8 protein-coding genes are annotated in these 12,117 nt (G+C 71.7%); 6 read left to right on the top strand and 2 right to left on the bottom strand.

Annotated elements, in window-relative coordinates:
• Positions 1-166: 166 nt before the first annotated feature.
• Both typA and ACFWP3_RS40300 read right to left on the bottom strand, forming a co-directional pair.
• The gene (typA, locus tag ACFWP3_RS40305) at positions 167-2,071 is read right to left on the bottom strand and encodes a translational GTPase TypA (RefSeq protein WP_384231629.1); all 1,905 of its coding nucleotides are present in this window, start codon (positions 2,069-2,071) and stop codon (positions 167-169) included.
• Positions 2,072-2,388: 317 nt separating this feature from the next.
• The gene (locus ACFWP3_RS40300; RefSeq protein WP_384231627.1) at positions 2,389-4,770 is read right to left on the bottom strand and encodes an ABC transporter family substrate-binding protein; all 2,382 of its coding nucleotides are present in this window, start codon (positions 4,768-4,770) and stop codon (positions 2,389-2,391) included.
• Between the two features lie 349 nt (positions 4,771-5,119).
• Between ACFWP3_RS40300 and ACFWP3_RS40295 the strand changes: the two genes are divergently transcribed.
• From ACFWP3_RS40295 to ACFWP3_RS40270, 6 genes are all read left to right on the top strand, one after another.
• Entirely contained in the window at positions 5,120-5,353 is a 234-nt protein-coding gene (locus ACFWP3_RS40295; protein WP_384231625.1) for a hypothetical protein, read from the top strand.
• A 115-nt stretch (positions 5,354-5,468) separates the two neighbouring features.
• Positions 5,469-6,293 (top strand): hypothetical protein, encoded by an 825-nt coding sequence (locus tag ACFWP3_RS40290; protein WP_384231623.1) that lies wholly within the window; start codon positions 5,469-5,471, stop codon positions 6,291-6,293.
• Positions 6,294-8,195 (top strand): fumarate reductase/succinate dehydrogenase flavoprotein subunit, encoded by a 1,902-nt coding sequence (locus ACFWP3_RS40285; RefSeq protein ID WP_384231621.1) that lies wholly within the window; start codon positions 6,294-6,296, stop codon positions 8,193-8,195.
• On the top strand, positions 8,192-8,968 hold the full coding sequence (locus ACFWP3_RS40280) for a succinate dehydrogenase/fumarate reductase iron-sulfur subunit (protein WP_384231619.1): 777 nt from the start codon (positions 8,192-8,194) through the stop codon (positions 8,966-8,968). Before ACFWP3_RS40285 ends, ACFWP3_RS40280 begins: the two co-directional genes overlap by 4 nt.
• A 171-nt stretch (positions 8,969-9,139) precedes the next feature.
• The gene (locus ACFWP3_RS40275; RefSeq protein ID WP_384231617.1) at positions 9,140-11,242 is read left to right on the top strand and encodes a TPM domain-containing protein; all 2,103 of its coding nucleotides are present in this window, start codon (positions 9,140-9,142) and stop codon (positions 11,240-11,242) included.
• 45 nt (positions 11,243-11,287) lie between these two features.
• Positions 11,288-12,007 (top strand): PspA/IM30 family protein, encoded by a 720-nt coding sequence (locus ACFWP3_RS40270; RefSeq protein WP_384231615.1) that lies wholly within the window; start codon positions 11,288-11,290, stop codon positions 12,005-12,007.
• Positions 12,008-12,117: the final 110 nt, after the last annotated feature.

Below are 12,117 nucleotides of genomic sequence, written 5' to 3'. Positions count from 1 at the left end.
CGCCCACCTCACCGACACACGCAGGGCCCGCACCCGCACCAGCCACTTCGCAGCACTTCGCCCCGCCGAGCCGAAGCTCGACGGGGCGAAGTAGACCCCCGAATAAACCAACAGCATCGGAATTCCGTGCGGGGGCCGGGCTTTTGGCCGCTGTGGGCTCAGGCGCCTACTTGGCGGACTTGGCGCGCGACGCGGTGCGCGAGCGCTCCTTCTGGTCCAGGACGACCTTGCGGATGCGGACGGCCTCCGGGGTCACCTCGACGCACTCGTCGTCGCGGCAGAACTCCAGGGACTGCTCCAGGGAGAGCTTGCGGGGCGGGATCACGTTCTCCGTGTTGTCCGCGGAAGCCGCACGCATGTTGGTGAGCTTCTTCTCCTTGGTGATGTTGACGTCCATGTCGTCGGAGCGCGAGTTCTCGCCGACGATCATGCCCTCGTACACCTCGGTGCCGGGCTCGGTGAACAGGACACCGCGCTCCTGCAGGTTGATCATCGCGAACGGCGTGACCGCACCCGAGCGGTCCGCGACCAGCGAACCGTTGTTACGGGTGACCAGCGGGCCGAACCACGGCTCGTGGCCCTCGTGGATCGAGTGGGCGATACCGGTACCGCGGGTGTTCGTCAGGAACTCCGTGCGGAAGCCGATGAGGCCGCGGGACGGGACGACGAACTCCATGCGGACCCAGCCGGAGCCGTGGTTCGACATGTTGTCCATGCGGCCCTTGCGGACGCCCATGAGCTGCGTGACGGCGCCCATGTGCTCCTCGGGGACGTCGATCGTCATGCGCTCGACCGGCTCGTGCACCTTGCCGTCGACTTCCTGCGTGACGACCTGCGGCTTGCCGATGGTCAGCTCGAAGCCCTCGCGGCGCATCTGCTCGACCAGGATGGCGAGCGCGAGCTCACCGCGGCCCTGGACCTCCCAGGCGTCCGGGCGCTCGGTGTCGAGGACGCGGAGCGAGACGTTGCCGATCAGCTCGCGGTCCAGACGGTCCTTGACCTGGCGGGCGGTGACCTTGCGGTCCTTGACCGCGGACTTGGCGTCCGCGCCCTTGCCGGTGCCGCCGCGGCCGACCATCGGGGAGGTGTTCGTACCGATGGTCATGGAGATCGCCGGCTCGTCGACCGAGATCAGCGGGAGCGCGATCGGGTTCTCCGGGTCGGCCAGGGTCTCGCCGATCATGATCTCGGGGAAACCGGCGACCGCGCAGATGTCACCCGGGCCCGCCACCTCGGCCGGCTTGCGGGTGAGCGCCTCGGTCATCATCAGCTCGGTGATGCGGACGTTCGAGATGGTGCCGTCACGCTTGATCCACGCGACGGTCTGGCCCTTGCGCAGCTCGCCCTGCTCGACGCGGACGAGCGCGATGCGGCCGAGGAAGTTGTCGGCGTCCAGGTTGGTGACGTGGGCCTGGAGCGGGGCCTCCTCGTCGTACACCGGGGCCGGGACGTGCTCCAGGATGGTGGAGAAGAACGGCTCCAGGTTGGTGCTGTCCGCCGGGACGGTGCCGTCCTCGGGCTTGGTCAGCGAGGCGACGCCGTCACGGCCGCACGCGTAGACGATCGGGAACTCGATCTGGTCCTCGTCCGCGTCCAGGTCAAGGAAGAGGTCGTACGTCTCGTTGACGACCTCGTCGATCCGGGAGTCCGGACGGTCCGTCTTGTTGATGCAGAGGATGACCGGCATCTTCGCCTGCAGGGCCTTGCGCAGGACGAAGCGGGTCTGGGGCAGCGGACCCTCGGAGGCGTCCACCAGCAGAACGACGGCGTCCACCATCGACAGACCGCGCTCGACCTCGCCACCGAAGTCGGCGTGGCCGGGGGTGTCGATGATGTTGATCGTGATCGGGGCCCCGCCGTCCTTGGGGTGATACTTCACCGCCGTGTTCTTGGCGAGGATCGTGATGCCCTTCTCACGCTCCAGGTCGTTCGAGTCCATCATGCGGTCGTCGAGCTGCTGGTGGGCGGCGAAGGCACCGGCCTGCTTGAGCATGGCATCGACGATGGTCGTCTTGCCATGGTCGACGTGGGCGACGATGGCGACGTTACGGATGTCGTGGCGCGTGGGCACTTCGGCGCTTCTCCCGGGATCGTGGATGGCGTCACGTACGGCCTGGCACGCGCGCCTCGGCCGGGCGAAAACCTGCCACGGCCTTACCCCATGGTACGTCGCGCGGCGGGAACCGCCCGCCGGGGGGTCTGTCAAGAGGCCGGACGAATGAGCACGGCCGGATGCGGGGTGGGGGGCACCGGCCGTTGGTCCTGCCGGAAATCATGCGGGTCAACGGGTATCCACGACCTTGCCCGCCGGGGATCCGGCGGGCAAGGGACTTGAGTCACATCTGAGCTTGGAAGCCGAAGGTCAACCTCCCGGGCACCGCTTTGTCACTACTTCTTCTTGTTCTTGGCCGTCGGCGGCTTCTTCCACCCGATGTCCTGGAAGCGCGGGGCCCCGAGCCCGAAGGCACCGGCGTTGGCCAGGGACGGCTTCACGGCCACCAGCTCCGGGCGCTGGTAGAGCGGGACGGAGCCGGCGGCGGCCCAGATCCTGGCGTCGGCCTTGCGCATCAGCTCGCGGGACTGCGCCTCGTCCAGTTCCCCGGCCGCCTGGTCGAAGAGCTGGTCGATGTGGTCGGTGCCGACGCGGGTGTAGTTCTGTTCGACGAGGAGCGAGCCGTCGGCGGCCGGCTCCGGCTTGGCGAAGATCGGCCGGGCGTCGGTGGCCGGGTAGGCGGTCGCGGGCCAGGAGTAGAGCGCCAGGTCGTACTGGCCCGAGGCGATGTGGTCCTTGAAGAAGCTCTCGTCGGCCACCTTCTTGATCTCGGTGGTCACCCCGATCTTCCGGAGCATCTGGGAGATCCGCTCGCCGACCGCGCGCAGCGCCTCCGATCCGGGACCGGCGGGGAGCACGAAGCGCAGGCTGAGCGGCTTGCCGTCCTTGGCGAGCATCGCGCCGGAGGTGCGGGCGGCCTGCTTGGCCGGGGTGGCCTTCGCGGGGTCGGCCGGCTCGGCGGCGCCCTCCTTGGCGTCCGCGCCCTCCTTGGCGTCCTCGCCCTCCTTGGCGTCCTCGCCCTCCTTGCCGTCGTCCGCGGTGGCCGCCGCGGCCACCGCGGCGGCCTGGGCCCTCAGCAGGGCCTCCTGCCGGGCCGCGAACGGGGCGGGGGCCAGCACCGGGGAGGGCTGGTCCTGGGCCGCGCCGGGAGCGGCCGGAGCGAAGGCATCCGCCTCGACGACCTCGCCGCCGGCGCCGCTGCCGGGCGTGCCGCCGTGGTCGGCGTGGTCGCCGTTGCTCTCGTCGTCCTGGCCCACGATGTAGAGCCCGTCGTTGCCGGTGCCCGGGCCCTGGGGGGTCTTCCCGTCGTCCTGCGGTGCGCTCTCCGGTCCCGCCTTCGCGCCCGCCGGTTCGGTGATCTTGCCGCCGCGGCGCCATCCGGCGTCCGCGAGGAGGGCCTGGGCCGCCTGGGTGTCCTGGCCGCCGAGGGCCTCGCTGTTGTCCGCGTACGCCTGCTGCCCGGCCAGCGCCAGGTGGCTGCCGACCGGCTTCGCGGGCAGGCCGAGCGGCTTGAGGACGATCTCGGCCAGCTCCTTGCGGTTCAGGGCCCGCGCCACCGCCCGGCGCACCCGTTCGTCGGCCAGCGGACCGGCGGAGCCGTTCATGGCGAGCTGCGTGTAGGCCGGCTCCAGCGACTTGCGGACGGTGAACTTCCGCAGGGCCGTCTGCTCGTCCGCGTACCGCTTGACGGAGTCGACGTGCTTCTTGCGGTTCGCCGTCTCCGCCAGGGCCTTCTCCTCGTCCGCGCCGAAGGCGACCGCCCAGGACAAGGTGGCCTGCGCGGCGGTCATCTCGGCGGCGGGGCCGTGCGCCGGGGCGCCGCCCGCGCCCTTGCCGCCCTGCTGCTTCGCGTCCCGGTGGGCGAGCGCGATCCGGTCGGCGCCGGAGCGGTCGATCTCCGCCAGATCGACCTTCCCGGAGGCCAGCGCGGCCGGGCGCTGCGCCCGGGGCACCGCGGTCAGCACCAGCGTGTCCAGCTTGGTCGGCTGGCCCCACCAGCGCGGGTTGCGGGTCAGCGAGGCAGTGCCGGTCTTCTTGTCGATCGCCCCGAGGCCGAAGGGTCCGGCGGTGACCTTGAGGGCGCCGCGGGCCCCTTCGTTGAAGGCTTCCGGGGTGGCCGTGACCTGCTTGGGGTACAGGGGGCTGAACAGGGAGCGCCAGTCGGCGTACGGCTTGGCGAAGGTGACCCTGACCTCCAGGTCGGTCTTGCCCCGCTCGATCTTCTCGATCCGCTCGTAGCCGGCGTTGCGGGCCGTCCAGAACGCCGAGTCCTTGCCGTTCAGGGCCCGCCACTGCGCGACGAAGTCGGGGGCGCCGATCTCGCGGCCGTCGCTCCACACCGCCTGCTGGTTCAGCTTGTACAGGACGACCTGCTTGGGCTCCCGCTCGACGACCTCGGCCTTCTCGAGGTAGTCGGGATTGGCCACCGGCCGCCCCTTGGCGTCCAGTACGAACAGCTGCGGCAGGACGGCCGCGGCGATCCGGCCGGTGGTGGCGTCCGCGTCGGCCTGGAAGGTGTTCAGGGTCTCGGGCAGGGAGTCCACCGCCCAGCGCAGCACACCCCCGTCGGCGACCTTGTCGCGGGTGGTGGCCGCGATGTCCGGTCCGGCGGCGACCGGGCCGCCCTCGTCGTCACCCGCGCCGCAGCCCGTGAGCAGCGGCAGTGCGAGGACTCCCGAGGTCAGGAGCGCCAAGGACCTGCGCCTTCTCTGGGACATGGGTGGTACCTCCGGGGCGGGGCGTGGGGGAAGCATGATCACGTTCGGCGGTATATGGAGCTGATCACACCGGTTGCCGGAACCCACTGAAATCCACCGCCCGCCACACCCCTCGCAGCCGCCTCGCGCCACGCCGCGAACCCCACCCGTGCGGACCAATCCCGTTTGCGCGCCGGAGAGGCGTTCCCCCGCGAGGGGGATGACAATGGGGTCCAGGGAGGGGCGCACAGTTCACGCCTGCGCGCCCGCAATCGCTGCACGTCCCTTCACAACCGGGGACGTGAAGGGCGACACTGCCAGGCGCACATGAGCGTTGCCACCGCACCCTGCGGAAGTGAGGGCAAGAATCATGTCCCTGCAAGACGATCTGAATGCCGTACGGCGCAACCTGGACGAGCTGACCCGCAAGGTCGAGCAGCTCGAGCAGCAAGCCAAACGGCAGGCTCCGGCGGGCCCGCGGGCGGGCTCCGCCCCGCCGGACCCGTCGCGGATGGTGACGGTTCCCGACACCCCGTACGACAGCTCGCTGTGGACGGACTCCGACGACGAGGGCCTGGGCGCCCGCGACCGCCGCGCACCCTGACGTCCCCCGCCGCCGCGGGCACCCGTACGCACCCGTACGCCCTTCACCCCATCTGGCCCGGCCGCCCCAGGCGGCCGGGCCTCCTGGGCCCATCACTCCTCTCCCGGAGTCTCCTTTGGCCACAGGCACACAACCACCCCAGCAGCGGCCCGGCGGCGTCCACGACGCCTCCCGGGCCGCCATCGCCGCCCGGCACCTGCGGACCGACCGGTGGTGGCTGTCGCCCGCCGGCACCGCGGCCGGGCTGCTCGCCTTCATCGTCTACTCGACGTGGCGGGCCTTCGCGAACGCCGACTACTACGCGGCCCCGTACGTCTCCCCGTTCTACTCCCCGTGTCTCGCGGAGAACTGCCAGGAGATGCGCGGCGGCCCCAACTGGGACCTGTTCGGCAGCTGGTGGGGCCTGTCCCCCGCCCTGCTGATCCTGGTCTTCCCGCTCGGCTTCCGGCTGACCTGCTACTACTACCGCAAGGCCTACTACCGGGGCTTCTGGGCCTCGCCGCCGGCCTGCGCGGTCGCCGAACCGCACACGAAGTACACCGGGGAGACCCGCTTCCCGCTGATCTTCCAGAACATGCACCGGTACTTCTTCTACGCGGCGCTGCCGGTCGCGGGGATCCTCACGTACGACACCGTGCTGACCTTCCGCGACGAGCACTACGCCTGGGGCCACATGGGCCTGGGCACGCTGATCTTCCTCGTCAACATCGTGCTGATCTGGGCCTACACCCTGTCCTGCCACTCGTGCCGGCACATCATGGGCGGCCGCCTCAAGCACTTCTCGAAGCATCCGGTGCGCTACCGGCTGTGGGGCTGGGTCAGCCGTCTCAACACCCGCCACATGCAGCTGGCGTGGGCCTCCCTGATCAGCGTCGCCGCGTGCGACTTCTACGTGTACCTGGTGGCCAGTGGCGCCTTCACCGACCCGAGGATCTTCTAGATGACTCAAGTGGAACGGCAGCAGTGGGACGTGGTCGTGATCGGCGCGGGCGGCGCCGGGCTGCGGGCCGCGATCGAGGCCCGCGAGCGCGGCGCCCGGACGGCCGTGATCTGCAAGTCCCTGTTCGGCAAGGCCCATACGGTGATGGCGGAGGGCGGGATCGCCGCCTCCATGGGCAACGTCAACGAGGGCGACAACTGGCAGGTGCACTTCCGCGACACGATGCGCGGGGGCAAGTTCCTCAACCAGTGGCGGATGGCCGAGCTGCACGCGAAGGAGGCGCCGGACCGGGTCTGGGAGCTGGAGACCTGGGGCGCGCTCTTCGACCGCACGCCCGAAGGGAAGATCTCGCAGCGCAACTTCGGCGGCCACGAGTACCCGCGCCTCGCGCACGTCGGCGACCGCACCGGCCTGGAGCTGATCCGCACCCTCCAGCAGAAGATCGTCCAGCTCCAGCAGGAGGACTTCAAGGAGTACGGGGACTACGAGGCCCGGCTCAAGGTCTTCCAGGAGTGCACGGTCACACGGGTTCTGAAGGACGGACAGAAGGTCTCGGGGGCCTTCTGCTACGAACGCGAGTCCGGCCGCTTCTTCGTCCTGGAGGCCCCGGCGGTCGTCCTTGCGACGGGCGGGATCGGCAAGTCCTTCAAGACCACCTCGAACTCCTGGGAGTACACCGGCGACGGCCACGCGCTGGCCCTGCTCGCGGGCGCGCCCCTGCTCAACATGGAGTTCGTGCAGTTCCACCCGACCGGCATGGTCTGGCCGCCCTCGGTCAAGGGCATCCTCGTCACCGAATCGGTGCGCGGCGACGGCGGGGTACTGCGCAACAGCGAGGGCAAGCGGTTCATGTTCGACTACGTCCCCGACGTGTTCAAGGAGAAGTACGCCGAGTCGGAGGAGGAGGGCGACCGCTGGTACGAGGACCCGGACCACAACCGGCGTCCTCCCGAGCTGCTGCCGCGCGACGAGGTGGCCCGGGCCATCAACTCCGAGGTGAAGGCGGGCCGCGGCTCCCCGCACGGCGGGGTCTTCCTCGACGTGTCCACGCGGATGCCCGCGGAGAAGATCAAGCGGCGGCTGCCGTCCATGTACCACCAGTTCAAGGAGCTGGCGGACGTGGACATCACCGCCGAGGCGATGGAGGTCGGCCCGACCTGCCACTACGTGATGGGCGGGATCGCCGTCGACTCGGACACCGCCGCCACGGTCGGCGTGCCGGGGCTCTTCGCGGCGGGCGAGGTCGCGGGCGGGATGCACGGCTCGAACCGGCTCGGCGGCAACTCCCTCTCCGACCTGCTGGTCTTCGGCCGGCGGGCCGGGCTGCACGCGGCGGAGTACGCCTCCGGGGCCGGCCCGCGCCCGGACGTCTCGCAGTCGGAGATCGACGCGGCGGCCGCGGAGGCGCTGGCCCCGTTCCACGCCGTCGACGGCGCGGAGAACCCGTACACGCTCCACCAGGAGCTCCAGACGACCATGAACGACCTGGTCGGCATCATCCGCCGGGCCGGCGAGATGGCCGAGGCCCTGGAGAGGCTGGCGGGCCTGCGCGAGCGGGCCGCCCGGGCCGGGGTCGAGGGGCACCGGCAGTTCAACCCGGGCTGGCACCTGGCCCTGGACCTGCGGAACATGCTGCTGGTCAGCGAGTGCGTGGCCCGCGCCGCGCTGGAGCGCACCGAGAGCCGGGGCGGGCACACCCGCGAGGACTGCCCGGCGATGGAGCGCGACTGGCGTCCGGTGAACCTGCTGTGCCGGCCCGTGGACCCGGTCCCGGCGGATCCGGCCGCCGACCGGATCGCCCTCGTACGCACCCGCACCGAGCCCATCCGTTCCGACCTGCTCGCGCTCTTCGAGAAGGAAGAGCTGGTCAAGTACCTCGCCGAAGAGGAGCTCTACGAATGAGTACGTACGACGCGAGCTTCCGGATCTGGCGGGGCGACGCGGAGGGCGGGGAACTGCGGGACTTCACCGTCGAGGTGCACGACGGGGAGGTGGTCCTGGACATCGTCCACCGGCTCCAGGCGACGCAGGCCTCGGACCTCGCGGTCCGCTGGAACTGCAAGGCGGGCAAGTGCGGATCGTGCAGCGCGGAGGTCAACGGCCGGCCGCGGCTGATGTGCATGACGCGGATGTCGACCTTCGAACGGTCCGAGACGATCACCGTCACCCCGCTGCGCGCCTTCCCCGTCGTCCGCGACCTGGTCACGGACGTCTCCTTCAACTACCAGAAGGCCCGGGAGGTCCCGGCCTTCGTCCCGCCGGAGGGGGTGGCGCCGGGCGCGTACCGGATGCAGCAGATCGATGTGGAGCGCTCGCAGGAGTTCCGCAAGTGCATCGAGTGCTTCCTGTGCCAGGACACCTGTCACGTGGTGCGTGACCACGAGGAGAACAAGACGGCCTTCGCCGGTCCGCGCTTCCTGATGCGGGTGGCGGAGCTGGACATGCACCCCCTGGACGCGGCGGCCGAGGAGGGCCTGGACCGCAAGCGCACCGCCCAGGAGGAGCACGGGCTCGGCTACTGCAACATCACCAAGTGCTGCACGGAGGTCTGCCCCGAGGGCATCAAGATCACCGACAATGCGCTGATCCCGCTGAAGGAGCGGGCGGTGGACCGCAAGTACGACCCGCTGGTGTGGCTGGGGAGCAGGATCCGCCGCCGCTCCGACACCCCGTAGTCCGTACGCGGCGGGCGGGGCCCCCTGGATCGGAGAGCCGGCCGGCGCGAGACCGGCGCTCCGGTCCGGGGGGCTTCGCGGCCGTCCGGCCGGGAGCGCGGGCCGGTACTCCGGGTGCGCGGGCCGGTACTCCGGGTGCGGGAGGACGAAACCACCCATAATCTCCCACATGTGACAGCGCCGAGAAGCACCAGGGTCGTACGGTCCGGGCTCGCCCTTGCCGCCGCGCTGCTGGCGCTCGGCGGCTGGGGCCTGGCCGGGGCGCCTCCCGCGCGGGCCGAGGATCCCGTCACCCTCTCGCAGCAGGGGCAGATCACCGACCGGGTCGGCGCGCTGGGCGACCGCAAGGCCGCCGTCACCGCCGCCCTCGACAAGCTGTACGCCGACCGGCGGATCCAGCTGTTCGTGACCTACGTACGGGACTTCTCCGGGCGCTCCGCCCAGAGCTGGGCCGACGCCACCGCCGAGAAGAACGGCCTGGGCCGGGACGACGTCCTGCTGGCCGTGGCGACCGGGGCCCGCCAGTACGCCGTCTCCGCCGCCCTCGACTCCGGATTCACCGAGCAGCAGCTCGCCGACGTGGCCCGCACGGCCATCGAGCCCGCTCTGAAGCAGAACGACTGGGCGGGCGCCGCCATCGGCGCGGCCAACGGCTACGACGCGGTCCTCGGCGGACAGCCCGTGCCCGCGCCCGCCATCAACCCCGGCCCGGCGGACCCCGGCGGGAAGCCGAGCGGCGAGAGCGGGGCCGGGGACTACGTGCTCCCGGTGATCGCGGTGGGCGCCGCCGGGGCGCTCGGGGCGTACGCGTACTCCCGCCGCAAGCGCGGCACCGGCGCGGGAGGCGGCCGCGGCACGAGGACCGGACCGGGCTGGCCCGAGGGCGCGCCCGACCGGCTGCCGCTGCCCGAGCTGGACGCGCGGGCCAAGTCTTTGTTGGTGGGGACCGACGACTCCATCCGCACCAGCACCGAGGAACTGGGCTTCGCCACCGCGCAGTTCGGCGACGAGGCGGTGGCCCCGTTCAAGACGGCCGTGGAGTACGCCAAGGACGAGCTGACGCACGCCTTCCGGCTGCGCCAGCAGCTCGACGACGCCTACCCCGAGGACGACGCGACCCGCCGCCGCATGCTGGACGAGATCGTCGCCCGCTGCACCGAGGCGAACCGGCGGCTGGACGCCGAGACCGCGGACTTCGACCGGCTGCGCGACCTGGAGAAGAACGCCCCGCAGGCCCTGGCCACCGTGGAGACCCACTTCCGGGCCCTGACGGGACGCACCACGACGGCCGTGGCCACCCTGACCGCGCTGGCGCAGCGGTACGCGGACTCGGCGTCGGCGCCCGTCGCCTCCAACCCCGAACAGGCCAAGGACCGGCTGCTGTTCGCCACCACCCACCTCGGCGAGGCCCGCGCCGCCGTCGACGGCGGCGACAACGGCCGGGCCGCCGTGCACGTACGGGCCGCCGAGGGGGCCGTCGACCAGGCGGCGACGCTGGTGGACGCGGTGGAGCGGCGGGCGCAGGAGCTGGCGGAGGCGGCCGGGAAGCTGCCGGGCGCGCTGACCGAGACGGAGACCGACCTCGCGGACGCGGGCGGGCTGCTCGGCGGCACGGCGGAAGGCACCTCGACGGCGGACCTGCGCGGCCGCATCGGGCGCGCCGAGGCGGTCCTGGCCGACGTACGGCGCGAGCAGGAGGCCGGCCGGTACGACCCGATCGACGCGCTGCGGCGCGTGGAGGAGGCCGACGCGGCCCTGGACGAGGCGCTGGCCGGGGCCAGGGAGCGGGAGTCGGGCCGGCAGCGGGCGGTGGCCCTGCTCGACCAGGCCGTGCTCACGGCGCGCAGCGCGATCGGCGCGGCCACGGACTACATCACCACCAGCCGGGGCGCGGTCGGCAGCCAGGCCCGCACCCGGCTGGCGGAGGCGCAGCGGCACATGGAGCGGTCGGCGTCCCTGACGGGCGCGGACCCCGCGGCCGCCCTGGCGGAGGCCCAGCGGGCGGACGCGCTGGCCCGGCAGGCGCAGCAGCTGGCGGAGCAGGACGTACGGGCGTACCAGGACCCGTACGCGGGCCGGCGGGCCGGCGGCGGCCAGGGCGGCGCCGTACTCGGCGGGATCATCCTCGGCGAGATCCTGCGGGGCGGCGGGGGCGGCTTCGGCGGCGGCGGGCGCGGCGGCTTCGGCGGCGGGAGCTTCGGCGGCGGGGGCGGCCCCGGCTCCTTCGGCGGCGGCGGGACCCGCGGCCGGATGGGCGGCGGCGGCCGCTTCTGAACCTCAGCGCGTACCCCACACCACCCTTGACCAGGAGAGCCCGTCATGAGCAAGCAGACCATCCTCGGCCGCGTCACCCAGCTCGCGAAGGCCAACATCAACGCGCTGCTGGACCAGGCGGAGGACCCGCAGAAGATGCTGGACCAGCTGATCCGGGACTACACGAACAACATCTCGGAGGCCGAGCAGGCCGTCGCGACGACGATCGGCAACCTCCGGATGCTGGAGGCCGACCACACGCAGGACGTGGAAGCAGCGGCCGAGTGGGGCGGCAAGGCGCTGGCGGCGAGCAGGAAGGCGGACGAACTGCGCACGGCGGGTGCGACGGCGGACGCCGACAGGTTCGACAACCTCGCGAAGGTGGCGCTGGGCCGGCAGATGCAGTCCGAGAAGGAGGCGCAGACGGCGGAGCCGACGATCGCCGCCCAGACGGAGGTCGTCGACAAGCTCAAGTCGGGCCTCGACTCGATGAAGAACAAACTGACGGAGCTGCAGGCGAAGCGCGACGAGCTGGTGGCACGGGCCAGGACCGCGCAGGCGCAGAACACGATGCTGGACGCGGTGAAGAACATCGACGTGATGGACCCGACGAGCGACCTGAACCGCTTCGAGGAGAAGGTCCGCCGGGAGGAGGCCATGGCCATGGGCAAGCAGGAGCTGGCCGCGTCCTCGCTGGACGCGCAGTTCGAGTCCCTCGAGGACCTGGGCAAGACCTCGGAAATCGAAGCCAGGCTCGCTGCACTCAAGCAAGGCCGCGCCGCCTGATCCCTCCCGGGGGGGCTGTGCATCGTCCGTGCGGCCCGGCCTCCTGGGGCTCCGCCCCAGACCCCACGCCTCAAACGCCGGCGGGGCTGAATTCGGCTCGCGCCGAGCAC

The organism is Streptomyces sp. NPDC058525 (assembly GCF_042719495.1).
GTDB lineage: Bacteria > Actinomycetota > Actinomycetes > Streptomycetales > Streptomycetaceae > Streptomyces.
This window is presented reverse-complemented; position numbering and strand designations above follow the sequence as displayed.

Bases quoted from the DNA above. Each gene is read 5' to 3' on its own strand.
- ACFWP3_RS40300 (WP_384231627.1), bottom strand. From the start codon at position 4,770: ATGTCCCAGAGAAGGCGCAGGTCCTTGGCGCTCCTGACCTCGGGAGTC.
- ACFWP3_RS40285 (WP_384231621.1), top strand. From the start codon at position 6,294: ATGACTCAAGTGGAACGGCAGCAGTGGGACGTGGTCGTGATCGGCGCG.
- ACFWP3_RS40280 (WP_384231619.1), top strand. From the start codon at position 8,192: ATGAGTACGTACGACGCGAGCTTCCGGATCTGGCGGGGCGACGCGGAG.
- ACFWP3_RS40270 (WP_384231615.1), top strand. From the start codon at position 11,288: ATGAGCAAGCAGACCATCCTCGGCCGCGTCACCCAGCTCGCGAAGGCC.
- ACFWP3_RS40295 (WP_384231625.1), top strand. From the start codon at position 5,120: ATGTCCCTGCAAGACGATCTGAATGCCGTACGGCGCAACCTGGACGAG.